The organism is Adlercreutzia faecimuris (assembly GCF_022669055.1).
GTDB lineage: Bacteria > Actinomycetota > Coriobacteriia > Coriobacteriales > Eggerthellaceae > Enterorhabdus > Enterorhabdus faecimuris.
On the sequence record NZ_JAJMLW010000003.1, the window covers coordinates 459,956 to 482,654 of the forward strand.

A 22,699-nucleotide genomic window follows, 5' to 3' on the forward strand; every position below is an offset into this window, starting at 1 on the left:
GCGGCTAGCCCTCCTCGCGGCCCTCGGCCAGCTCGTTGCGCTCGAGGGCCGTCATGACCTGGGCCGTCACCAGGGATATGAGCGCCAGGCTGGCGCTGCCCACATCCCCGGCCGAGCAGTCGACGGCCACGACCCCCAGGACGCGCCCCTTCATGCCCAGGGGCAGGTACTTCTCCCTGCCCTCGCCGCCCGGCTCGCCGTAGCCGGTCGGGGAGCGCTGCTCGAAGCACTCGCGGGCCGCGGCGGGCTGGTCGGGCCCCGGCTCTCCCAGGGTGATGGCGACGTCGCGGCCGAGGGCCGGCGCCAGGAAGTCGCGCGCGACGCGGCAGGCCTCCTGCGGGGTGGCGCTCTCGTAGAGCCCGGTGGCGAGCCGGCCCAGCTGGCCGAGGGCCCGCGACAGCCGCTCGGCCTCCTGCAGCTGCCGGCTCATCCGGTGGGTGATGACGCCCATGATGAGTGCCACGGCCAGGAAGACGGCCAGCGCCACCACGTCGGTGCGGCTCAGCACCTTCAGCTCCATGACGGGCGCGGTGAACAGGAAGTCGTAGGACAGCAGGTAGGCCACGCCGAGGACGGCGCCGCACAGGCCCGAGTCGGTCTCGAGGCTGGCGATGAGCACCCCCAGGACGAAGACGGGGAAGACCGTGAGCGTGCTCACCCCCAGGAGGGAGAGCCCCCATACGGCGGCCAGGCCGGCGGCGTAGAGCAGGGCGAGGACGATCGCGTCGCGGACGAGGCGCCGCGCGGGGGCGGCGAGCCGCGGCTTTCGGGACGTGGCGCTAGCGGCCATGGCTGGCTCCTCTCCGGATGAGGGACACAAGGCCCTCGATTCCCAGGAACAGGGGGATGATCTCGAGACGGCCCAAGAGCATGCCGGCGGATCCTATCAGAAGCGGCGCCGGGGCGCTCTCGGCGCCGAGGAAGCCGGTGCCGACCCCGGTGCTGCCCAGGCACGACGCGAAGTCGAAGACGCCCTCCTGGAGGCTGGCGCCGCACAGGATGAGCAGGAACGCGCCCCCGCCGAGCACCAGCAGGTACAGCGCGACGAACGTCTGGGCCTCGGCCACGTCGTCGTCGGAGAGCGCCGAGCGCCGGCCGAAGCGGTTCACCTTGACGCTGGTCACGTGGCGCCGGTTCCCGTAGCGCCGGCGCAGGTCGTGGCCGAGGCCCAGGCTGGCGACGGCCACGCGGTAGAGCTTGATGCCGCCCGAGGTGGAGCGCGCCTCGGCGCCCACGAGCATGAGCAAAAGGATCACGAACAGCGGCGCCGGGCCCAGCGCGGCGAAGGAGGGGATGGTCTGGAACCCCGTGGACGTCAGCACCGACACGGCCTGGAAGGCGCCCTGGCGCAGCGCCGCGCCGACGTCTCCGCTGATCCCCTCCGCCAGGAAGAACCCCGCCAGCACCAGGGCGGCGAGCGCGGATATGCCGAAGAGCATCGGCGTCTCGATGTGGGTGGCAAACGCCTTGAGCCGGCCCCTCAGCAGCAGGAACAGCAGCAGGAAGTTCGTCCCGCCGGCCAGCATGAGCACGATGGTGATGACCTCTATGGCGGGGCTGTCCCAGTAGGCGATGCTGTCCCCGTGGGTGGCGAACCCGCCCGTGGGCACGGCGCACATGGATATGTTGAGGGCGTCGAAGGGGGTCATGCCGGCCAGCCAGTACGCCACCGCCCCGCCGATGATGAGCCCGTTGTAGATGAGCAGGATCATGCGGGCGGTCTTGGCGGCGCTCGGCAGCAGGTGGTCGGTGTGGCCCTCGGCGTTGTAGACCCCCAACCCGCCCGTCTGGGTGACCAGGCAGGTGAGGATCAGCACCAGGCCGACGCCGCCGAGGTAGCAGGTCAGGCTGCGGTGAAACAGGAAGATGGCGGGGCAGCTGTCGACGTCGACGACGCTCAGGCCGGTGGTGGTCAGCCCGCTCGTCGACTCGAACAGCGCCTGGGCGGGGGAGAGCATCCCGGCGGCCAGGTAGGGCAGCGCGTAGACGGCGATGGCGAAGAGCCAGACGAGCACCGTGCAGGCGGCGGCCTGCCTCCGCGAGAGGCGCGCGCCGGGGTCGGGGCGGGGCGAGGCGAAGTACACGAGGTAGCCCGCGACGGCGGCGCCGAGGCCCGGGAAGATGAAGCACGGCGCGAGGGACGCCTCGTCGGGGTAGGCGGGGATCACCGCCAGCGGGACGAGGCCCGCCATGCCGACGAACATGGCGGCGACGCCGAGGTAGCGGGCGAGGAGGGGGAGGCACCGCGGGCGGCCTCCCTCCGGCTTGCCGAGGACGAGGGCCGGCAGGGCCGTCGTGTTGCCGGGGCGCGCCATGGCGCTACGCCCGGTCTTTGCCGATGCGGTGCCAGGATCCGAGGATCGAGCGGATCGAGGGCTCACCGCCATCGTCGGCGTCGGCGGGCGCGCCCGCGTTGGGGCCGGCGCCCTCTGGGGCCTCCCAGGCGGCCGGATCCATGGCGGAGCGGATGGCCTGGGCCACGGTGGCCGTGGCGCTGATGGCCGCCGTGACGCCCAGCTGGCGGAAGATCCGCGTGTTCTCGGGGTTGGACACGATGCACAGCTGGAGCCGGATGCCCAGGAAGCGCTTGGCGATCTGGCAGATGGCCAGGTTGTCGGCGTCGAGGCCGGTGAGGGCCACGATGGCGTCGAAGCCGGCCACGCCCGCGTCCTCCAGGACGGAAAGCTTCATCCCGTCGCCCCAGATCACCGTTCCCTCGTGGCGGCTCGAGAGGTACTCGCAGAAGCGGCGATCGTCGTGGATGACCACCACGGTGTCGGCCGTCTCGGCCAGGGCGCCCATGAGGTAGTCGGTCCGGGCGCGCCCGCCCACGATGACCACCCTCATCGCCCCTCGCCTCCCCGCGCAAGCCCGGTGAGGCTGAAGAACTCCTCCTCGCAGACGCGGTGGGGGCAGATGGGGGAGATGCCCCGGTCCTCGAGGATCTGCACGAGGGCCTCGTCCTCCACGAGCGGCAGCACGTGGCGGACTCCGAACACCTCGCTGGCGAGCTCGGCGATGAGGAGGTTGGTGGCGTCGTCGCCGGTGGCGGCCACCAGGTGCGTGGCCTCGCGGACGCCGCACTCCTCCAGCGCCTGGGCGCTCCTCCCGTCCCCGGTGAACGTCTCGCCGTCGAAGTCGGGGCCCAGCTCGTCGAGGGCGTCCTCCTGCATGTCGACCGCTATGACGTCGCCGCCCCCGGCCGACAGGGCCAGGGCCACGCCGGCCCCGAACGTGCTGCATCCCACCACGATGATCCGCGCGCGCCTCGCCACGGCCCTCCACCTCCTCGTAGTCTTCTTCGGGAGGCAACGCTAAGGCTTCCGCGGGCGCCCCGGCGGCGGATCGGGCAATTGTTACTGAGGTCTTTTCGACGGGTTTCGCGCCTGTTTCCCCAGGCGGGCGGCGCGCGGCGCGATCGCGGCCGCGCGGGCGCGCGGGCCTGGCGGGGGCGTGGGCGCCGCGCGGGCCGGCGGCTGCCGGCCGCGCAGTCGGGGGAGGGGCGTCAGCGCCAGATCTTCTGGGCGCGGGGGTCGGCGGCCAGGCAGAGCTCGCGCAGGGCCTCCAGGTCGGGGCCGTAGTCCTTGTCCGGGTCCTCGCACTCGAGCGTCTCCAGGACGACGAAGTCGAACCCGTCCTCGCCGTAGCGCTCCCACAGCGCGCTCAGCTGGCGGTTGGGGTGGCCGCCCAGCTCGAGCTTCGCGCGGGCGCTGTTGAAGTCGGCGGGCACGTCCCGCGAGGCGCCGAGGAACGAGTCGCCCGTCTCGCGGCAGCGCAGCGCGATGACGCCCATCTCCGGGCGGCGGTTCCGGTACGCCTCGATCAGCTCTTTCCGTCGGCTCTTGTCCATGGCCCCTCCTCACTCGGCATCGTGCGTGACAGCTTAGCAGACTTCCGCCCCGGGGCGCGCGGCGCGGGGCTCTGCTAAACTGGGCGGACGTGGGAGGCGGCGCCGCCGGAGGAAGGCGGGCGCGAGCGATGAGGCGGCGCGCCAGCCCGGCCGGCACCGCCTCGTGGGAAGGAGTCCCTATGCCGCTTTTCGAGGCCTGTGACCTGAGCGTCGCCTACGTCGGCGGGGGAGACGGCGCGCCCGTGCGGCTCGCGGGCGTGTCCTTCGGCCTGGAGGCCGGGGCCGTCTACGACCTCACCGGCCCCTCGGGCGCGGGGAAGTCCATGCTCCTGCGGGCCTGCGCCCGGATGATGCCGCTCGCGGCCGGCCGGCTGCTGCTGGACGGCACGGAGGGCAACGCCCTCACGTGCCAGGAGTGGCGCCGGCGCGTCTGCCTGGTGCCGCAGCGGGCGTCGCTCGTCCCCGGCACCGTCCGCGACAACCTGCTGGTTCCCTGGGCGCTCAAGGTGAACCGGGGCCGTCCCGCGCCCTCCGACGCCCAGCTCGCGCAGCTGATGGACGCGGCGCTCCTCGACGTGCCCCTCGACCGGGACGCCGCGCGGCTCTCGGGCGGCCAGGCGGCCCGCGTGGCGCTCCTGCGCGCCTTCGCCACCCGGCCCCCGGTGCTGCTGCTCGACGAGGTAGACGCCGCGCTCGACGACGAGTCGGCGCGGGCGGTGGGCGCGCTCACGGCCTCCGTCGCGGCCGAGGGGGCGACGTGCCTGCGCATCCGCCATCGGCCGCCTGACGGCTTCGCGCGGGGCGTCTTCCGCCTGGAGGGCGGCCGGCTGCGCCCCGGGCTCGGCGCGGAAGGAGACGCGTGATGGACGGCGGCGTCATCGACATCGGCTACCCCCAGCTCTTCGCCGCCAGCGCCCTCATGCTGGTGGCCGGCTTCGTGTCGTGGAAGCTGGAGCTCGGCCAGGAGAAGAGCATCGCCGTGGCGGCCGTGCGCGCCTTCGTCCAGCTGCTGGCCATGGGGTTCCTGCTCGTCTACCTGTTCCGCTACCAGACCTGGTGGCTCGTGGCGCTGGTGCTGCTGGCCATGACGCTGTGCGCCGCGCAGATCGCGGTGAGCCGCGTGCGCAACCAGGTCGGCGGCCTGTGGCTGCCGGTCTTCGCGACGCTGCTCGCGTCGTCCATGACCATCGCGTTCATCGTGGTGGAGGGGGTCGTCCAGCCTGACCCGTGGTACAGCGCCCGGCAGCTGGTGCCCATCGCCGGCATGGCGCTGGGCAACACCATGTCGGCCACGGCCGTGGCCGTCGACCGGCTCTTCGCCGATCTGGACGCCCGCTCCGACGAGATGTTCGCGCTCGTCGCCCTGGGGGCCACGCCGCGCGAGGCGGCCTTCCCCTCCATCAAGGCGGCGGTGGGCGCGGGGATCCTACCCACGCTGGCCACCATGTGCGCCGCCGGCATCGTGCAGATACCGGGCATGATGAGCGGGCAGATCCTCGCCGGCGCCGACCCGGTGGTGGCGGCGAAGTACCAGATCGTGGTTCTGCTCATGATGTCGGCCGCCACCACGCTGGCCATCGTGATGATAAGCCTGCTCACCTTCCGCAAGCGCTTCTCGAGGGAGGGCTACTTCCTCGACCCCGGCCTGCGTTGATCCGCGCCGCCGGCAGGGGAGGGGGAAAGGGGCGCATCCTGGCCATGCTGGACGGGACAACGGACAACGGGACAACGGGGACGAACGGGACAACGGGGACGTAGGCTATTGTCCCGCCTTCGCCCGCGCCTTCGCGACGACGCTCTTCGACACGCCCGTCAGGCGCTCGACCTGCCTCACCGAGAGCCCCGCCGCCTTGAGCCGGCAGAGGGCCTCGTCGCGCCGTTCCCTAGGGAGGGCGGCCACCTCCTCGACGCGAGTCGGCGCGAGCAGCAGGCGCGCGGCTTCCAGCGCGCTGTCGTCGTCCAGCACCCGACGTCCGCGGTTCTCGTCTACGCAGGGCGCGGATGCGTCACTTGCCTCATGGAAGCGCTTGAATCCCGAGACGCCCCCGAGCATCTCGAGCACGAGAGAGGTGTCGGCCACGGCGGGCTCGCCTGCATACTCGCGGTAGCTGCTCCAGGGATAGGACGCCGCGGCGCCGATGCCGGCCTTCTCCGGATTCTGGTGGATGTAGCGGATTACGGTCAGGAGGTACTCGTCCGTATCCACCGGCTCGCTCTTGAACCTGCCCTGCATGAGGTGGCCGACCCTCCCGTGCCTCTTGTTGAAGCGGAGCGCGTAGGCCGAGTTGACGAGGCGCATGGACTCCGACAGGTCGGCGAGTCCCATCTTCAGCAGAAGATGTGTATGGTTGCCCATGAGGCACCAGGCGAGGACGGATCCGCCGTGGCCCTCGACCTCCCGTTGGAGCAGGTCGAGATAGCACTGGCGGTCGCCGTCGTCCTCGAAGATGAGCTGGCGGCCGACCCCGCGCGACACGACATGGTAGATTCCCGCCTCGCTCTCACGGCGCGATCTCGACGTCCTGACCATCGTCCCTCCCATCGCTCGATTGCCAAGGAGAGGCGAGCATACCATTGCGCCGCTAGTGAGGACAACATCCAGCGAGGACAACACCCTACGTCCCCGTTGTCCCGTTCGTCCCCGTTGTCCCGTTGTCCGTTCCGCACGCCATCACCTTGGAGCCATGCGTTCCCGAAGGCAGAACATCGGCGCAACGGAGAGAGGTGAAGCTCCCGGCCTTTGAGTCGGAGGGTTTTTCATTCCCCTTGCGATATACTCTCCCCGAAGGTAAAAACACGACCCCGTCGGGTAGTCGGGGTGCGGCCGCGCTCTTGCGACGAGCCGTCAGTAACCTGCCTCCTTGGTTGTCCCTCCTTCAGGTTCGTCACCGACATAAAGGAGGAACAGCGATGAGCCTGTGCAAACTCACCGTGCGCTTTAAGGAGCCGTTCTGGATCGGCCTCGTCGAGGTGGAGGACGGCGGCAGCTACAGCGTGGCGAGGCACGTCTTCGGCGCGGAGCCCACCACACCCGAGGTGTTCGACTTCATCCGCGACCATTGGAACGACCTGCGCTTCACGCACGAGGTCCAAATCGAGACCCGGGAGGCCAAGCGCATCAACCCCAAGAGGCTCCGCCGCATGATCGAGAAGGAGATGCGGTCGGACGCCTGGCGCGGAACCAAGGCGCAGCAGACCCTCGCAGAGCAACGCGAGGCGACTGCAGAGGCCGGCAAGACCTCGTCCCGGCAACGGAAGGAAGAGCACAAGCGCGAGCAGTTCGCCAAGCGGACGGAGAAGCGCAAGCAAAAGCATCGCGGCCGTTAGAAGACTTCCAGGGTCGCATAGTCTCGCCGTAGATTCTCAAGCCTCGTCCCCGCATGAACACCCCGCGAATCGCAGGTGCTTTAGGGGGCCGCGTCCTGACGGCCTTGGACGCCGGCGAAGATCGTGGGCGCGGGGCGGGGCGAATGGGGTATAATCTCCCTCGCCCTGCGGGCGTAGTTCATCGGTAGAACCGCAGCCTTCCAAGCTGCTGAGGCGGGTTCGACTCCCGTCGCCCGCTCCATAAGACGCAAGCGCGGCCCCCGTCATCCGACGGGGGCCGCCTCATGTCAGGGGCGCGCGGGGCGCCTCGGTCTCGTGGGGGAGGGGAGGGCCGTCGCCCTCCGCCCCTTCCTAGGCTGCGGGGATCTTGTCGCGCAGGTAGGCGATGATGTCGTCGGACTCGTAGAGCGCCCGGCCGTTCACGACCAGGCACGGGACCTGCTTCTTGCCGCCGATGCGCACGAGGTCTTCCTGGTTGCCCGGCTGCAGGGTGTCGCGCTTGTCCATGGTCAGGCCGTTGGCGTCCATGAACCGCAGCACCTTCACGCAGAACGGGCAGCTCTTCTTGTAGTACAGGGTGTGGTCTTGCAGGTAGTTCATAGGCTCTTCTCCTTTGCGATCACCGACCCAGTGTAAGGGGCCGCGCCCGGAAACGACGAGCCGCCTGCTCATCTTGTTGCGCAACGGTTGCCGATCCTTAAGGCCCCGTAAGAGAGAAGGCCGGGCGGGGAGTCCCGGCCCGGCCGCTGCGGCGGATGGCGCGCCCAGCAGGATTCGAACCTGCAACCTACGGATTAGAAGTCCGTTGCTCTATCCGTTGAGCCATGGGCGCGTGACGGCCATTATAGCGCAGCGCCCGCCCGCCCCCGGCGGGAAAGCCGCCCGGCGCCCCGGCGCCCCGGGCCCCGGCACGCGGGCGCGGGACAACATCCTACGTCCCCGTTGTCCGCGCCCGCGCGCGGCGGGCGCGCTACTCGGTCAGCAGGTAGAGCACGCGCAGGTACATCCGCAGGTCGGGGTCGTCCAGGCTGCCGCCCACGAGCCGCCGTATCTTCTCCAGGCGGTAGGTCACTGTGTTGCGGTGCATGTGCATGAGGTCGCACACCACGTTGACGCGCCCCTCGCTGTGCAGGTAGACGCGCAGGATCTCCAGGTCGTTGGTGCCGCGCTCCCGATCGGCGGCGCGCAGGGCGGAGAGCGGGTTGGGGGATGCCAGGAGCCGCGCCACGAACTTCTCGGACCGGGCGAAGGGGTCGGTGGCGAAGTAGGGGAAGTACCGGCGGAAGCGGAACACGTCCTCGGTGCCCGTCCCCGGCTCGTCGAAGGCCAGGTAGCGCCGCGACTTGCGCCGCCCGTACTTGAGCGCGATGCGCGCCTTCTCCAGCGCCAGCGCCGCCTCGTCGAGCCGCTCGAACTTCTCGGAGACGCCCACTTCCACCCGCATGCGGTGCGCCAGGCTGAACACCTCTTCCTCCATCGCGGCGATGCGCCCGCGCCGCTCGTCGGGCGCGCACAGGAGCACGGCCACGCGCTGGCCGTTGATGGCCACCTTGCACGACGGCTCGCTCTCGAGCACCTTCTTGGCGAAGTAGTTGGGCGACCCGGCGCGCCAGGTGTTGTCGGACACGCACAGCTCGAACAGCCCCGTGAGCGGCAGCCCGTGCAGCTTGGCGTGCTCGGCCAGCTGGGGCTCGTCGTAGACGTTGCCGGTCAGGAGCTCGCGCAGGAAGTAGGAGTAGCTCTGCTCGAGCGGGTTCTCCAGGCGCCAGTGGCGCTCCAGGCACGCCTCCACCTTCTTGGCCAGCAGGTTGAACAGGAACAGCTGCGAGGTGGATATCTCGGAGGGCGACACCATGACCAGGTGGGCGGCGTAGCTGCCGCGCTGGTGGATGACGCGGTCGAGGGTGGGGTAGGGGCACAGCGCCGTGGGCGCGTTGTGCACGGCCGTCCACTCCTGGTGCTCCCAGGTGCGCATGAGCCCGTGCTCGCGCGCCACCCGGATGGTGTCGGGGCTGTAGCAGCCGTTCTTGACCAGGTAGGCGGTGCGCTCGTCGATCGGCGCTATGTTGGGCGTGTGGGCGATGTAGGAGAACGTGGAGTCGGACAGCGCCACGAAGCACCCGAGCACCGGCTCGGAGGCCTTGAGCAGGTCCTGGTTGATGCAGCCCTCTTCCAGCATGGCGCTCATCTGGTCGTTCCACTGGACGACGCGCATGAGGTGGCGCTGGACCCGGTCGGCCAGCAGCTCGGGGGAAAGGGCGCTGCGGACGTAGACGTCGTCGTTGCCGGCGGCGAGCACCTCGGGCACCGGGTCGCGCGGGCCCAAGACCACCACGCGCCGGCCGGGGGTGCCGGCCTCGCGCAGCTCGGCGAGGGCGCGCGGGCCCATGAAGCGCAGGGTGTCGTCCTCGCCCTCCGCGACGGCGGGCGCCTCCTGGTCGAGGAAGGCGGACACCCACGAGAACAGGGCGCGGGGATGCTGGGGCTCCTTGACCACGGTGATGCCCTGGTCGAGGAAGTATCCCGTGAGCATATCGAGGGGGAACTGCATGGGCAACATCCTTTCGCCTTCGTTTACCAACCGTTGACGAATCTTTTCCTCCATGAGGGGGAGGAGGAATGATATGGCAATTATACACAAATGATCTTTTAAGTGTTGTTCACCATGCACATATCTAATGGCCGATGGGCCCTCTAGAATGGGCGGCACAAGGCCGAGGGGCCGCACCCGTGGCAAGCACCGGCGAACCGCCGCCCGCACCCTGCGACCTCCCGCCTCCGCCCGGTAACGCGGCGGTGTCGCGGGAGTTCCAAGTTGTCAAGGCAATGATCGCCGTGATTGTCCCGATCACCCTCCGGTGTCATCGTAGGACGTGCTGAGGCGCGGCCGCGGGACGCCGGGGCGCGGCGCCGAGGCGACAAGGAAACCCACAAGACACATGGATAGGAGGGCTCTTTATGGCTGGTGTGAACGTCCCTAGCGAGATCATGCCCCTAAAGAAAGTTCTGCTGCACCGACCGGGTGACGAGCTGCTCAACCTCACGCCGAACACCCTGGAGGAACTGCTCTTCGACGACATCCCGTTCCTGAAGGTCGCCCAGGAGGAGCACGACGCGTTCGCCAAGATCCTGCGTGACGAGGGCGTCGAGGTCGTCTACCTCGAGGACCTGATGGCCGAGGTGCTCGACCTGTACCCCGAGCTTCGCGAGAAGTTCCTCAAGCAGTGGATCTTCGAGGCGGGCATCCGCACCGATCGCTACCAGAAGATCATCTACGACTACCTGAACGACAACTATCCCACCAACAAGGAGCTCGTGCTCAAGACGATGGCGGGCATCAACCTGCAGGAGCTGCACACCGACAAGTCCAACTCCCTGGTCGACCTCGTCAGCGACGCCTCCAAGCTGGTGTGCGCCCCGATGCCGAACCTGTACTTCACCCGCGACCCGTTCGCGATGATCGGCAACGGCGTGTCCATCAACCGCATGTACTCCGAGACCCGCAACCGCGAGACCATCTACGGCGAGTACATCTTCAAGTACCATCCGGACCTCCAGGACGTGCCGGAGTACTACAGCCGCTACAACACCTTCCACATCGAGGGCGGCGACATCCTCAACATCAACGACAAGGTGCTCGCCATCGGCATCTCCCAGCGCACCGAGCCGGATGCCATCGACCAGATCGCGAAGAACATCTTCGAGTCCGATTCCCCCATCGAGACGATCCTGGCCTTCAACATCCCGAACTCCCGCGCCTTCATGCACCTCGACACGGTGTTCACCCAGATCGACTATGACAAGTTCACCATCCATCCCGGCATCATGGGCCCGCTGACGGTGTTCGAGATCAAGTCGGACGGCAAGGGCGGCATCAAGGTTCGCGAGCGCAACGAGACCCTCGAGGAGATCCTCACCGAGTACGTCGGGCGCCCCGTCACCCTGATCCCCTGCGGCGGCGGCGACCGCATCGCGGCCGAGCGCGAGCAGTGGAACGACGGTTCCAACACCCTGTGCATCCGCCCCGGTACCGTGGTCGTCTACGAGCGCAACGACGTCACCAACGCGGTGCTCGAGGAGGCCGGCATCAACGTCCTGCAGATGCCCTCCGCCGAGCTGTCCCGCGGCCGTGGCGGCCCGCGCTGCATGTCGATGCCCCTCTGGCGCGACGCTGAGTAGCACCCCATCCCCCGGGATCGTCGGCCGGCCTTCCGGCCGCCGGTCCCGGCTTTTGGTTTTGCGCCGGGCCCCGCGCCCGGCCCCCCGTACCCCTCCTATGAAAGGAAGCGCATTATGCCCGTCAACCTCTCCGGCCGCAGCTTCACCAAGATCCTCGACTTCACCCCCGACGAGATCCAGTACCTCGTCGACGTGGCCAAGACGTTCAAGAACCTGAAGCGCAACGGCGTGCCGCACCGCTACCTCGAGGGCAAGAACATCGTCCTGCTCTTCGAGAAGACCTCCACCCGTACCCGCTGCTCCTTCGAGGTTGCCGGCTACGACCTGGGCATGGGCGTCACCTACCTCGATCCCGGCAGCTCCCAGATGGGCAAGAAGGAGTCCATCGAGGACACCGGCCGCGTCCTCGGCCGCTTCTACGACGGCATTGAGTACCGCGGCTTCTCCCAGGACCTCGTCGAGGAGCTGGCGAAGGTGTCCGGCGTGCCGGTGTGGAACGGCCTCACCGACAAGTTCCACCCCACGCAGATGATCGCCGACCTGCTGACCATCGAGGAGAACTTCCCGATGGGCGTCAAGGGCCTGAAGTTCGTCTTCTTCGGCGACCTGCGCAACAACATGGGCAACTCCCTCATGGTGCTCGGCGCCAAGATGGGCATGCACTTCGTGGGTTGCGGCCCGAAGGAGCTCATGCCCGAGCCCGAGCTGATCGAGACCTGCAAGGAGATCGCCGCCCAGACCGGCGCCACCATCACCTTCACCGATGACGCCAAGGAGGCCGCGAAGGACGCCGACGTGCTCTACACCGACATCTGGGTGTCCATGGGCGAGCCGGCCGAGCTGTGGGCCGAGCGCATCAAGCTGCTCAAGCCCTTCCAGGTGAACAGCGAGCTCATGGGCCTCGCCCACAAGGACGCCATCTTCATGCACTGCCTGCCCTCCTTCCACGACACCCAGACCACCATCGGCGAGGACGTCCATGAGAAGTTCGGCCTGGAGGAGATGGAGGTCACCGACGAGGTGTTCGAGTCCGCCCAGTCCAAGGTCTTCGACGAGGCCGAGAACCGCATGCACACCATCAAGGCGATCATGTACGCGACCCTGCGCTAACCCCGCCTAAGACTCCCGCATCAGCCCGCGCGGGCCCCTCGGGGCCCGCAAAGGGGGAGGCCGAGCGCCTCCCCTGGGCCGCTGCGTCCCCTTTCCCGCCCCGAGACCCTAAGAGTGGTGATCAACCATGGCATATCAGAAAGGCGACGGCAAGAGCGTCGTCATCGCCCTCGGCGGCAACGCCCTGGGCAACACCCCCCAAGAGCAGCTGAAGCTGGTCGAGGGCACCGCCGTCCACATCGTCGACATGATCGCCGAGGGCATCAACGTCGTGGTCTCCCACGGCAACGGCCCCCAGGTCGGCATGATCAACAACGCGTTCGACTACGCCCACGACCACGACGGCAAGACCCCGGACATGCCGTTCCCCGAGTGCGGGGCCATGTCCCAGGGCTACATCGGCTACCAGCTGTCCCAGGCCATCCTGAACGAGCTGAAGCGCCGCTCCATCATGCGCTCCACGGCGTCGGTCATCACCCAGACCGTCGTCTACCCCGATGACCCGGCCTTCGCCGACCCGACCAAGCCCGTCGGCCCGTTCCTCACCGAGGAGGAGGCCCAGAAGCGGGCCGCCGAGACCGGCGCCACCTACAAGGAGGACGCCGGGCGCGGCTGGCGCATGGTGGTCGCGAGCCCCAAGCCCCAGCGCATCGTCGAGTTCGACGCCATCAAGGACCTCATGGACGACGGCTACGTCGTCATCGCGGCCGGTGGCGGCGGCGTGCCGGTGATCGAGCGCAACGACTCCTACGAGGGCGTGCCCGCGGTCATCGACAAGGACCGCTCGAGCGCCAAGCTGGCCGCCGACTTCAAGGCCGACATGCTGGTGATCCTCACCGCCGTCGAGAAGGTGGCCATCAACTTCAACACGCCCGACCAGAAGTCCATCGACACCATGACCATCGCCGAGGCCAACAAGTACATCGAGGAGGGCCAGTTCGCGCCCGGCTCGATGCTGCCGAAGGTCCAGGCCTGCATCGAGTACCTGGAGGCCTACCCTCAGGGCAAGGCGCTCATCACGTCGCTCGAGTGTGCGGCCGCCGGCCTCAAGGGCGAGACGGGCACCGTCATCACGGCCGACTAGGCCCCACCGGGCCCGGCGGCCGTGGGAGCCGCCCGAGCCCCCGATCGCACCACCTGGGCGCCCCGGCCCCCATGGCCGGGACGCCCGCCCTCCATCGACGACGGTCATCCTGCTCACATGACGTCGCCGATGCAGGGCGAGCCCACCGGATCTGTAACCGAAAAGCTTGAAAAGGAGGGGTAACCTATGACAGCTGATGAGAAGAAGAAGGATCGCAAGCGGCGCAGCATATCGTCGTTCTCCATCCTGCTCATCATCCTGGTGATCTTGGCGATCATCACCATGATCATGGCCGCCACCGGCACCGAAGGCGTGACCGGCGCGACGCTCGCCAACATCACCACCGCACCTGTGAAGGGTTTCACCGACGCACTACCCGTCTGCCTGTTCGTCCTGATCCTCGGCGGCTTCCTGGGGATCGTCACCGAGACGGGCGCCCTCGACGCCGGCATCGCCGCGCTCGTGAAGAAGCTGCATGGCAATGAGCTCGTCCTCATTCCCATCCTGATGTTCATCTTCTCCATCGGCGGCACCACCTACGGCATGTGCGAGGAGACCGTACCGTTCTACCTGCTCCTGGCCGCCACCATGGTGGCCGCGGGCTTCGACAGCCTGACCGGCGCGGCCGTCGTGCTGCTCGGCGCCGGCTGCGGCGTTCTGGGCTCCACGGTCAACCCGTTCGCCGTCGGCGTGGCCGTCGACTCGCTGTCGGGCACCGGCATCGAGATCAACCAGGGCATCATCATGGGCCTCGGCGTGATCCTGTGGCTGGTCACCCTGGCCATCTCCATCGTGTTCGTCATGAAGTACGCCAAGAAGGTCAAGGCCGACAAGGGCTCCACCATCCTGTCGCTGCAGGAGCAGCAGGACATGATGCAGGAGTGGGGCATGGACGAGTCCACCCAGGAGGAGATGACCGATGACACGGCCAAGCTCCCCGCGATGACCGGCCGCCAGAAGTGGTCGCTCGTCGTCTTCGCGCTGACCTTCGTCATCATGATCGTGTCCTTCATCCCGTGGGAGGACCTCAACGTCGACTTCTTCAACGCCGGCGCCACCTACGAGGAGGTCGTGACCCCCGTCACCGCCGAGGACATCACCGCCGTCTACGATGAGGCCACCGAGTCCGAGCTGGCCCTCGACGGCAACGTCGACGGCGTGGCCGTCGCCGAGGAGCAGGTCACCGACGGCTGGTCCGCCTTCCTCACCGGCCTGCCGCTCGGCCAGTGGTACTTCGACGAGGCCTCCACCTGGTTCCTGCTGATGGCGCTCGTCATCGGCCTCATCGGCGGCCTGTCCGAGGCCCGCTTCGTGAAGGCCTTCATCAACGGCGCCGCCGACATGATGTCGGTCGTGCTCATCATCGCACTCGCCCGCTCCATCACGGTGCTCATGGGCGAGACCGGCCTGGACCTGTGGATCCTCGACAACGCGGCCAACGCGCTGGCGGGCATGTCGGCCATCATCTTCGCGCCGCTGTCCTTCCTGCTCTACATCGTGCTGTCCTTCCTGATCCCCTCGTCGTCCGGCATGGCCACCGTGTCCATGCCCATCATGGGCGGCCTGGCGTCCCAGCTGAACTTCTCGGTTGAGACGATGATCATGATCTACTCCGCCGGCAACGGCCTGGTGAACCTGTTCACCCCGACCTCCGGCGCCATCATGGGCGGTTTGGCCCTGGCCAAGATCGAGTACACCACGTGGCTGAAGTTCGGCGCCAAGCTGTTCGTCGTGCTGGGCGTGGTCTGCATGATCATCCTGACCGCGGCCATGATGATCCTCTCCTGATAGGGGAGGGGGCGCGGCCCCTGAGCAAGGCCTGTGCCTGACCGAGGCGCACCCGGGGCTTCCCGGGTGCGCCTTTTTCATGCCCTACCTGCCGGTTCTGCCGTTTGGTGGTAGAATCGGGCCCATGTGTCCCGCCCCGCCTCGCCCGAGGTCGCGGGCCGTTCAGCCGACGAAGGAGAGACCGCATACCATGGAGATCCGCGAACAGCTTGAGAACATCATCGACGAGGCCATCGCCGCGGCCCGCGCCGACGGCACGCTCGTCATGGACGAGGCCCCCGCCGCCGCGCTGGAGCGCCCGCGCGACGAGGCCAACGGCGACTGGGCGTCCACCGTCGCCATGCGCTCGGCCAAGCTCGCCAAGAAGAGCCCCCGCGACGTGGCCCAGGCCATCGTCGACCACATCCCCACCAACGAAGTCATCGCGTCGGTGGAGATCGCTGGCCCCGGCTTCATCAACATCCGCCTGTCCGACGCCGTGCTCCAGGGCGTCGTGCGCGAGGTGCGCGCCGAGGCCGAGGACTTCGGCCGCGGCACCGTCCCCGAGGGCGAGCGCAAGATCAACCTGGAGTACGTCTCGGCCAACCCCACCGGCCCCTTCCACGTGGGCCACGGCCGCTGGGCGGCGCTGGGCGACGCCATGGCGCGCGTGATGGAGCACGCCGGCTACGACGTGTACGAGGAGTTCTACATCAACGACCACGGCACCCAGATGGACGTGTTCGGCAACTCCGTGGCCGTGCGCTATATGCAGCTGCTCGGCCATGACGTGGAGATGCCCGAGCAGTGCTACGGCGGCTCGTACGTGGCCGACATCGCCCAGGGCATCATCGACCGCGAGGGCCGCAAGTACGAGGACATGACCGACGAGGAGCGCATGAGCGCGTTCCGCGAGATCGCCTACCAGGAGATGCTCGACCTGCAGCACCGCGTCATGAGCCGCATGGGCACCACCTTCGACCGCTGGTTCAGCGAGCGCAGCCTCTACGTCGAGGACGAGACCGGTGAGAGCCCGGTGTCGCGCTCCCTCAAGGCCATGGAGGACAAGGGCTACGTCAAGGAGGAGGACGGCGCCATCTGGTTCCGCTCGTCGGCCCTCGGCGACGAGAAGGACCGCGTCATGATCAAGGCCAACGGCGAGATGACCTACTTCATGTCGGACGTGGCCTACCACTACGACAAGAAGATGCGCGGCTTCGACCACCTCATCAACATCTGGGGCGCCGACCACCACGGCTACGTGAAGCGCTGCGAGTGCATGCTCGAGGCGTGGGGCTGGCCGGGCGCGCTCGAGATCGTGCTCGGGCAGCTCGTGAACCTCTACCGCGACGGCGAGGCCGTGCGCATGTCCAAGCGCACCGGCGAGATGGTCACGCTCGAGGAGCTCATCGACGAGGTGGGCGTGGACGCCACGCGCTACCTGATGCTGTCGCGCTCCTCCGACCAGCCCATCGACTTCGACATCGAGGCCGCCAAGAAGAAGGACTCGTCCAACCCGGTGTACTACGTGCAGTACGCCCACGCGCGCATCTGCTCGATCCTGCGCAAGGCCGCCGACCCGGCCGATGCTGCGGCCGCCGAGGCGGGCGAGATCACCATGGGCGAGCTGGCCGCCCGCATCATCCCCGAGGACTGCGACCTCAGCCCGCTCACCCACGAGTCGGAGCTGGCGCTCATGCGCAAGATGGCCGACTTCGGTAACCTGGTGGCGCTGGCCGCCCGCGACCGCGCGCCGTTCCGCCTGACCCACTACGCCCAGGACCTGGCGGCGCTGTTCCACCAGTTCTACACCAACTGCCACGTGCTGGTGGACGACGCCGCGGTGCAGACCGCGCGCCTGGCGCTGGTGGACGCCACCCGCATCGTGCTGGCGCTGACGCTCAGCCTGCTCGGCGTGAGCGCGCCCGAGAAGATGTAGCCCGCGCGGCGACGCGCGAATGCGAGAGGGGGCGCCCCGGCGGGGCGCCCCCTCTTTTTGCGCGTGCTGGCGGGGCAGGTGAGCCCTCGCGGACGTGCCCCGCGGGAGGGGCGCTAGACGTTGTCCTCCAGGTCGAGCTGCATGAGGTTGACGTTCTCGCGCATGCGCTTGGCGCCCTCGCGGGAGAGGCACTCGTCCTCGTACTTGGCCTGGATCTGCTCGAGCTCGAGCCTCAGGGCCAGCCGGCGCACGTCCTCGGCGCGGTTCACCACCTTGAAGGCGGTGGTGATGGTGGGGCGCTGCTCCTGGAGCGTCAGGCGCGCGTTCTGGTACTCGAGCAGAAGCGCCGTGGCGTCCTCGGTGGGTACCGAGCTGTCCGACAGGGTGATCTCCAGAAGCGCGATGGCGTAGTTCACGCAGTCGAGCTGGAGCTGGCGCAGCTCATCGGCCCGGGCGGGGGTGGCGGCGCTCGGCAGCTCGCGGATGAAGGCGTGCAGGCCGCGGCGCAGGAGCGCGCGCAGGCGCAGGACGTAGCGCTGGAACGACGTGCGGTCGCTGCTGTGGCGCAGCAGCCGCTCGGTGCGGTCGAGGCGGCCGAGGTACTGGTAGCCCACCACGGGCGCCACGGCGTCCTCCTCGATGAGCTCGAGCGCCCGCTCGCGCTCCCAGGCCAGGGCCTGGAGGCGCAGCCCCACGTCGGACTCGCTCTCGATGTCGTTGTTCTCCTTGATCTGCTCGATGCGGTCGCTGTACGACCGGATGACGGCGCGGGTGGCGCCGCGGTTCTCCGGCGTCTGCCGCGCCGTGAGCTCCTCGATCACCGCGCGCAGGATGTCGATGTAGCAGGCGGTGTCGCGGTCATGCACCTCCTGCTCCGACTCCTTGCGGGCCGGCTTGGGCGAGAGCAGCGGCACGACGAAGGTGGCCAGCAGCAGCGTGCACACGATGACGCCGCAGGCCAGGAAGATGAGCAGGTCGCGCTGGGGGAACCGGATGGCCGGGTGGTCGACCGTGGCGTAGGACAGGTACATGGGGATGGTGAACATGATGGACAGCGTGATGGTGCCCTTCGCGCCGCACAGCGTCGTGACGAGCGCCATCTTGGCGTCGTGGGCGGTGAAGCGGCGCCGCTCGCCGCGGCGCGCGTGCACCCAGTCCATGGCGAGCACCCAGGCGAAGCGGATGGCCAGCAGCAGGAACGTGAGCCCCACCACGTAGGCGATGAGGGTGCCGTTGGAGATGGACACGTCGTCCCAGGTGCGGCGCATGGCGTTGGGCAGCTGCGTGCCCAGGAGCACGAACACCACCCCGTTGAGCGCGAAGGACAGCACCCGCCACACGCTCGACGACACGATGTTCATGCGCGACACCGACGGCCCCATCATCCGCGGCGAGATGACGTTCATGAGCCCCGCCACCACCACGGCGATGATGCCGCTCACGTGGAGCGCCTGGGAGATCAGGTACACGAGGAAGGGGATGAACACCTCGAACAGCACGTGGAAGGTGGTGTTCTCCACGCCGATGGCGCGCACGCGGCGCACGATGAAGTTGCCGATGAGGCCGAGCACCACGCCCGCCGCCAGGCCGCCGAAGAACTCGAGGAGGAACACCTCGGTGGCGTTGAGCAGCGAGAACGACCCGGTCACGCCCGCTGCGATGGCGAACTGGAACGACACGATGCCCGACGCGTCGTTCAGGAGCAGCTCGCCTTTGAGCACCGACTTCTGGCGCGCGGGGATGTTGACCTCCTTGGATAGCGACGTGACGGCCACCGCGTCGGTGGGGCCGAGCGCCGCGCCCAGGGCGAAGGCGGCGAACAGCGGGATGGAGGGGATGATGAGGTTGAGGGTGAAGCCGATGATGAGGGCGGTGGCCACCACCAGCCCGATGGCGAGCGAGAGAACCGGCTTGATGTGGGCCCACAGGGCCGCCTTGTCGGCGTTCTTCGCCTCGTCGTAGAGGAGGGGCGCGATGAACAGCACCAAGAACAGCTCGGGGTCGAGCGCGATGGTGATGTTGGTGGAGGCGATCAGCGCGATGACGAGCCCCAGGCCGATCTGGATGAGCGGCAGCGATACCTTGGGGACGATCTGGTCGATGACGGAGGAGACGAGGACGGCGGCGAGCAGCAGGAGGCACAGGGTGAGCGTCGCCACGGGCTGATTCCCCCTTTCGTTGCTTCCGTGCGGGCGATGATTACCCTTATTGTAAGGGAAGAGCCCGCGCCTCCGGGTCGGGGCGCGGGCTCTTCACGGTTTGAGCGGGGTTGAGGGCGCGGCCGGCTAGCGGGCGCGGACGGTGAAGGTGCGCCCCTCCTTCTCGACGGCGAAGCCGGGCTGGCCCTCGAGGTAGGCGCGCATCTGGGGGAAGCCCAGGTCGCGCACCTTGAAGTCCTTGAATCGGGCGCGCACGTCGTTGCTCAGCTGGGTGACGCCGATGCCCTTGGCGCCGGCCTTGCGGACGAGCTCGGCGATGTAGTCCTCGGGCGAGGACGCGGGCTGCGCCTTGCGCGGGCGGCCCACCGGGCGCTTGGGGGCGTCGTCCTTCTTCGCCGCGGCCGGCTTCTTCTCGGCTGCCTTCTTGGCCGGGGCCTTGCGGGCGCGCTTGGGCTTGGCGGGCGCCGGGGCGGCCTCGTCGGCCGCGGGCGCGGGCTGCGCCTCGGGCTCGGGCTCGGCGGCCGGGGCGGCCTCCTCGGCGGGCGCGGCGTCCTCGGGCACCGGCGCCTCGGCGGCGTCGCCTCCGCTGCGGCGCCGGCCCCCGCGCCGGCCGCGGCGGGTCGGCTTGCGCTTGGGCGCATCCTCGGGCGCGGCCTCCTCCTCGGCGACGGCCTCGGCCGCGGCCTCGTCGATCGCCTCGAGCGCCTCCTCGACGGCCTCCACGACGGTCTCCTCCTCGGCCGCGGCCTCCTCGTCGCGGGTGCGGGCGTTGACGCGGCGCCCCGAGCGGCCGCGGCGCGAGCGGCGGGCGGCGCCGTCCTGGGAGGCGGCGTCCTCGGCCGCGGGGGCCTCCTCGGCGGGCGCGGCCTCGGCGGCGGCCGGCTCCGGCGCGGGCGCGGCCTCGTCGTCGTGGTGGCCGTCGGCCAGCTCCACCGTCACCGAGCTGCGGTCCTTGGTGATGACCACGCGCGTGAACTCGTCGAGGAGCTTGGAGAGCAGGTTCGTCCCGTAGTTGCGCACGTCGAAGTCGGGGTAGCGCTTCTGCAGGCGGCTGCCCACCTCGCCGAGCCCCGTGGACTTGCCGTTGTTCTGGTTGTCGGTGATGATGTCGACGACGGCCTGCTCCACCTCGGCCTTGCTGATGGCCGGGGCGCCGTTGCCGTTGCCGCGGTCGCCCTTGCGGCTGTCGAGCAGAAGCTCGAGGGTGGTGAAGATGTCGCAGGCGCGGCGGAAGGGGGTGGGCGTCTTCTTCTCGCCCATGCCGATGACCGTGCGCCCGCTCTCGCGCAGGCGGCTGGCCAGGCGCGTGAAGTCGCTGTCGGACGACACGAGGCAGAACCCGTCCACGTTGTCGCCGTAGAGGATGTCCATGGCGTCGATGATCATGGCCGAGTCGGTGGCGTTCTTGCCGTAGGTGTAGCCGAACTGCTGGATGGGGGTGAGCGAGTTCTCCAGCAGGGCGTCCTTCCACTTGGCGTGCAGGGTGAGCGTCCAGTCGCCGTAGATGCGCTTGATGGTGACGGTGCCGTACTTCGACAGCTCGTTCAAGATGGGCTTGATGTACTTGGCCGATACGTTGTCGGCGTCGATGAGCAGCGCGAAGCGCTTGTCCGACGAAGACTTGGGTTCCATGGGTGAGCGGGCTCCTTCGGAGTAGGGGGGCGTTCGCCCGGCCGCGGCGGCGCGGGCGGCGAGGGGCGCGGGGCAGGGGAGGGGCCGGAAGGGCCGCCATCTGGGCGCGCTAGCCTCTGATAATACCCCTTGATCGGGGCTTTCACCCGGTCAATCGCCAATTCGGATGAGATTCTTATAATTTGGGGAACGCCCCTTGCGCGAGCGGGGGCGAGGGCCTATAATTTCGCCTTGCGCAAAATGGTGGGTGTGGCCTAGTTGGCTAAGGCGCCAGATTGTGGCTCTGGAGATCGTGGGTTCGAGTCCCATCATCCACCCCAGCGCGCTTTTGAAATTGAGGCTTGCGCCCTCAAGGGGGTTCGCCTACAATAGCAAGGCGCTTTGCGCAGACACGTGCTCCGTTAGCTTAGTTGGTAGAGCAGGGGACTCTTAATCCCAAGGTCGAAGGTTCGAGTCCTTCACGGAGCACCACGATTGACCAGGCCCGTCGCGCTCGCGGCGGGCCTTTTTCATGCCGCGCGGCCGCAGGGGCCGCGCCGACGACGAGGAGGGGCCATGGCCAGCGATACCTTTGAGGCGAGCAGGAAGATCAGCGACGAGATCAAGGCGGACCTTCCCGTCCACCCCGAGAAGTACGTCATGCTCACGGGCGACCGCCCCACCGGCCGCCTGCACCTCGGCCACTACTTCGGCACCATCCGTGAGCGCGTGCGCCTGCAGGACGCCGGCGTCACCTCGCGCATCATCATCGCCGACTACCAGGTCATCACCGACCGCGACACCACCGAGCACATCGCCGACAACGTGCGCAACATGGTCATCGACTACCTGGCCTGCGGCATCGACCCGGCGCGCACCATCATCTTCACCCATTCCGCCGTGCCGGCCCTGAACCAGCTCATGCTGCCGTTCCTCTCGCTCGTCACCGAGGCCGAGCTCCTGCGCAACCCCACGGTGAAGTCCGAGCAGGAGGCGTCGGGCCACGCGCTCACGGGGCTTCTGCTCACCTACCCGGTGCACCAGGCCTGCGACATCCTGTTCTGCAAGGGCAACGTCGTGCCGGTGGGCAAGGACCAGCTGCCCCACATCGAGCAGACCCGCCAGATCGCGCGCCGCTTCAACGAGCGCTACGGCCGCGTCTTCCCCGAGCCCCACGGCCTTCTGACCGAGGCGGTGGAGATCCCCGGCCTGGACGGCCGCAAGATGTCGAAGAGCTACGGCAACGCCATCGCGCTGTCGGCCACCGCCGAGGAGACGGCCAAGCTCATCAAGAAGTCCAAGACTGACTCCGAGCGCCTCATCACCTTCGACAAGGAGGCGCGCCCCGGCGTGTCGGCCCTGCTGACGACGGCGGCGCTGTGCACCGGGCGTGACGAGCAGGCCATCGCCGCCGAGATCGCCGACGCCGGCTCCGGCGCGCTCAAGACCTACGTGACCGAGGCCGTCAACGACTACCTGGCGCCCATCCGCGCCCGCCGCGCCGAGCTCGAGGCCGATCCGGGCTACATCGAGGAGATCCTGCGCGAGGGCAACCGCCGCGCCAACGAGATCGCCGACGCCACCCTGGACGAGGTGCGCGCCGCCATGGGCATGGTGTACTAGCCGCCCGGCCCGCGTCCGCACATATACATGCAAGAGGGGCGCCCCTGGGG

General features: G+C 68.6%; 19 protein-coding genes and 4 tRNA genes. 12 read left to right on the forward strand and 11 right to left on the reverse strand.

From position 1 onward, the window contains the following. Positions 1-4: 4 nt before the first annotated feature. From LPT13_RS09930 to LPT13_RS09950, 5 genes are all read right to left on the reverse strand, one after another. The gene (locus LPT13_RS09930) at positions 5-790 is read right to left on the reverse strand and encodes a DUF4118 domain-containing protein (RefSeq protein ID WP_242166137.1); all 786 of its coding nucleotides are present in this window, start codon (positions 788-790) and stop codon (positions 5-7) included. Then, the gene (locus LPT13_RS09935) at positions 780-2,315 is read right to left on the reverse strand and encodes a TrkH family potassium uptake protein (RefSeq protein ID WP_242166139.1); all 1,536 of its coding nucleotides are present in this window, start codon (positions 2,313-2,315) and stop codon (positions 780-782) included. Before LPT13_RS09935 ends, LPT13_RS09930 begins: the two co-directional genes overlap by 11 nt. Positions 2,316-2,319: 4 nt before the next feature. Then, positions 2,320-2,847, reverse strand: coding sequence for a potassium channel family protein (locus LPT13_RS09940; RefSeq protein WP_242166141.1), 528 nt, complete (start codon positions 2,845-2,847; stop codon positions 2,320-2,322). After that, a complete protein-coding gene (locus tag LPT13_RS09945; RefSeq protein WP_242166142.1) occupies positions 2,844-3,275 on the reverse strand; it encodes an NAD-binding protein in 432 nt (143 codons plus the stop codon). The genes LPT13_RS09940 and LPT13_RS09945 overlap by 4 nt, the downstream gene beginning before the upstream one ends. Positions 3,276-3,505: 230 nt before the next feature. Continuing rightward, complete coding sequence (locus tag LPT13_RS09950) at positions 3,506-3,850, reverse strand: GIY-YIG nuclease family protein (RefSeq protein ID WP_242166143.1); 345 nt, start codon at positions 3,848-3,850, stop codon at positions 3,506-3,508. 179 nt (positions 3,851-4,029) lie between these two features. Here LPT13_RS09950 and LPT13_RS09955 point away from each other — a divergent pair, with 179 nt between their 5' ends. Further along, the gene (locus LPT13_RS09955; RefSeq protein ID WP_242166144.1) at positions 4,030-4,713 is read left to right on the forward strand and encodes an ABC transporter ATP-binding protein; all 684 of its coding nucleotides are present in this window, start codon (positions 4,030-4,032) and stop codon (positions 4,711-4,713) included. Next, a complete protein-coding gene (locus LPT13_RS09960; protein WP_242166145.1) occupies positions 4,713-5,504 on the forward strand; it encodes an ABC transporter permease in 792 nt (263 codons plus the stop codon). The genes LPT13_RS09955 and LPT13_RS09960 overlap by 1 nt, the downstream gene beginning before the upstream one ends. Positions 5,505-5,609: 105 nt before the next feature. Here LPT13_RS09960 and LPT13_RS09965 read toward each other — a convergent pair whose 3' ends face one another. After that, on the reverse strand, positions 5,610-6,380 hold the full coding sequence (locus LPT13_RS09965; RefSeq protein ID WP_242166146.1) for a transposase: 771 nt from the start codon (positions 6,378-6,380) through the stop codon (positions 5,610-5,612). A gap of 380 nt (positions 6,381-6,760) precedes the next feature. On the opposite strand from LPT13_RS09965, the gene LPT13_RS09970 reads away from it, so the two are divergent. Together LPT13_RS09970 and LPT13_RS09975 are read left to right on the forward strand one after the other, a co-directional pair. Further along, positions 6,761-7,177, forward strand: a complete 417-nt coding sequence (locus tag LPT13_RS09970; RefSeq protein WP_242166147.1) for a YjdF family protein — start codon at positions 6,761-6,763, stop codon at positions 7,175-7,177. Between the two features lie 167 nt (positions 7,178-7,344). Then, positions 7,345-7,418 (forward strand) — tRNA-Gly (locus LPT13_RS09975). Between the two features lie 110 nt (positions 7,419-7,528). On the opposite strand, the gene LPT13_RS09980 is transcribed toward LPT13_RS09975, so the two are convergent. The 3 genes from LPT13_RS09980 to LPT13_RS09990 form a co-directional block, all read right to left on the reverse strand. Next, positions 7,529-7,777 (reverse strand): glutaredoxin family protein, encoded by a 249-nt coding sequence (locus LPT13_RS09980; RefSeq protein ID WP_242166149.1) that lies wholly within the window; start codon positions 7,775-7,777, stop codon positions 7,529-7,531. 156 nt (positions 7,778-7,933) lie between these two features. Continuing rightward, positions 7,934-8,009: transfer RNA gene (locus LPT13_RS09985), tRNA-Arg, on the reverse strand. 138 nt (positions 8,010-8,147) lie between these two features. Beyond that, positions 8,148-9,728 carry a PucR family transcriptional regulator gene (locus LPT13_RS09990; RefSeq protein ID WP_242166150.1) on the reverse strand — a complete coding sequence of 527 codons (1,581 nt, stop codon included), beginning with the start codon at positions 9,726-9,728 and terminating at the stop codon, positions 8,148-8,150. Between the two features lie 407 nt (positions 9,729-10,135). On the opposite strand from LPT13_RS09990, the gene arcA reads away from it, so the two are divergent. The 5 genes from arcA to argS all read left to right on the forward strand — a co-directional run bounded on the left by arcA (position 10,136) and on the right by argS (position 17,256). Next, positions 10,136-11,356 carry an arginine deiminase gene (gene arcA, locus LPT13_RS09995; RefSeq protein WP_242166151.1) on the forward strand — a complete coding sequence of 407 codons (1,221 nt, stop codon included), beginning with the start codon at positions 10,136-10,138 and terminating at the stop codon, positions 11,354-11,356. 114 nt (positions 11,357-11,470) lie between these two features. After that, positions 11,471-12,466, forward strand: coding sequence for an ornithine carbamoyltransferase (argF, locus tag LPT13_RS10000; RefSeq protein ID WP_242166152.1), 996 nt, complete (start codon positions 11,471-11,473; stop codon positions 12,464-12,466). Positions 12,467-12,593: 127 nt separating this feature from the next. Beyond that, the gene (arcC, locus tag LPT13_RS10005; RefSeq protein ID WP_242166153.1) at positions 12,594-13,550 is read left to right on the forward strand and encodes a carbamate kinase; all 957 of its coding nucleotides are present in this window, start codon (positions 12,594-12,596) and stop codon (positions 13,548-13,550) included. A gap of 186 nt (positions 13,551-13,736) precedes the next feature. After that, positions 13,737-15,338, forward strand: a complete 1,602-nt coding sequence (locus tag LPT13_RS10010) for a YfcC family protein (RefSeq protein WP_242166154.1) — start codon at positions 13,737-13,739, stop codon at positions 15,336-15,338. Between the two features lie 190 nt (positions 15,339-15,528). After that, positions 15,529-17,256, forward strand: coding sequence for an arginine--tRNA ligase (gene argS, locus LPT13_RS10015; protein WP_242166155.1), 1,728 nt, complete (start codon positions 15,529-15,531; stop codon positions 17,254-17,256). 113 nt (positions 17,257-17,369) lie between these two features. On the opposite strand, the gene LPT13_RS10020 is transcribed toward argS, so the two are convergent. Next, a complete protein-coding gene (locus LPT13_RS10020; protein ID WP_242166156.1) occupies positions 17,370-19,415 on the reverse strand; it encodes a cation:proton antiporter in 2,046 nt (681 codons plus the stop codon). 126 nt (positions 19,416-19,541) lie between these two features. Beyond that, complete coding sequence (locus LPT13_RS10025) at positions 19,542-21,047, reverse strand: NYN domain-containing protein (protein ID WP_242166157.1); 1,506 nt, start codon at positions 21,045-21,047, stop codon at positions 19,542-19,544. A 243-nt stretch (positions 21,048-21,290) separates the two neighbouring features. Here LPT13_RS10025 and LPT13_RS10030 point away from each other — a divergent pair. From LPT13_RS10030 to trpS, 3 genes are all read left to right on the forward strand, one after another. Beyond that, a tRNA-His gene (locus LPT13_RS10030) sits at positions 21,291-21,367 on the forward strand. A 75-nt stretch (positions 21,368-21,442) separates the two neighbouring features. Then, positions 21,443-21,518: transfer RNA gene (locus LPT13_RS10035), tRNA-Lys, on the forward strand. An 84-nt stretch (positions 21,519-21,602) separates the two neighbouring features. After that, on the forward strand, positions 21,603-22,649 hold the full coding sequence (gene trpS / locus LPT13_RS10040; RefSeq protein ID WP_242166159.1) for a tryptophan--tRNA ligase: 1,047 nt from the start codon (positions 21,603-21,605) through the stop codon (positions 22,647-22,649). Positions 22,650-22,699: the final 50 nt, after the last annotated feature.

Excerpts from the sequence above, each read along its gene's own strand:
- LPT13_RS09965 (WP_242166146.1), bottom strand. The coding sequence starts at position 6,380 with ATGGTCAGGACGTCGAGATCGCGCCGTGAGAGCGAGGCGGGAATCTAC.
- LPT13_RS09970 (WP_242166147.1), top strand. The coding sequence starts at position 6,761 with ATGAGCCTGTGCAAACTCACCGTGCGCTTTAAGGAGCCGTTCTGGATC.
- LPT13_RS09940 (WP_242166141.1), bottom strand. The coding sequence starts at position 2,847 with ATGAGGGTGGTCATCGTGGGCGGGCGCGCCCGGACCGACTACCTCATG.
- LPT13_RS09990 (WP_242166150.1), bottom strand. The coding sequence starts at position 9,728 with ATGCAGTTCCCCCTCGATATGCTCACGGGATACTTCCTCGACCAGGGC.
- LPT13_RS09960 (WP_242166145.1), top strand. The coding sequence starts at position 4,713 with ATGGACGGCGGCGTCATCGACATCGGCTACCCCCAGCTCTTCGCCGCC.
- LPT13_RS09935 (WP_242166139.1), bottom strand. The coding sequence starts at position 2,315 with ATGGCGCGCCCCGGCAACACGACGGCCCTGCCGGCCCTCGTCCTCGGC.
- LPT13_RS09930 (WP_242166137.1), bottom strand. The coding sequence starts at position 790 with ATGGCCGCTAGCGCCACGTCCCGAAAGCCGCGGCTCGCCGCCCCCGCG.
- argF (WP_242166152.1), top strand. The coding sequence starts at position 11,471 with ATGCCCGTCAACCTCTCCGGCCGCAGCTTCACCAAGATCCTCGACTTC.
- argS (WP_242166155.1), top strand. The coding sequence starts at position 15,529 with ATGGAGATCCGCGAACAGCTTGAGAACATCATCGACGAGGCCATCGCC.
- LPT13_RS10025 (WP_242166157.1), bottom strand. The coding sequence starts at position 21,047 with ATGGAACCCAAGTCTTCGTCGGACAAGCGCTTCGCGCTGCTCATCGAC.
- trpS (WP_242166159.1), top strand. The coding sequence starts at position 21,603 with ATGGCCAGCGATACCTTTGAGGCGAGCAGGAAGATCAGCGACGAGATC.
- LPT13_RS09955 (WP_242166144.1), top strand. The coding sequence starts at position 4,030 with ATGCCGCTTTTCGAGGCCTGTGACCTGAGCGTCGCCTACGTCGGCGGG.
- LPT13_RS10010 (WP_242166154.1), top strand. The coding sequence starts at position 13,737 with ATGACAGCTGATGAGAAGAAGAAGGATCGCAAGCGGCGCAGCATATCG.
- arcC (WP_242166153.1), top strand. The coding sequence starts at position 12,594 with ATGGCATATCAGAAAGGCGACGGCAAGAGCGTCGTCATCGCCCTCGGC.
- LPT13_RS09980 (WP_242166149.1), bottom strand. The coding sequence starts at position 7,777 with ATGAACTACCTGCAAGACCACACCCTGTACTACAAGAAGAGCTGCCCG.
- LPT13_RS09950 (WP_242166143.1), bottom strand. The coding sequence starts at position 3,850 with ATGGACAAGAGCCGACGGAAAGAGCTGATCGAGGCGTACCGGAACCGC.
- arcA (WP_242166151.1), top strand. The coding sequence starts at position 10,136 with ATGGCTGGTGTGAACGTCCCTAGCGAGATCATGCCCCTAAAGAAAGTT.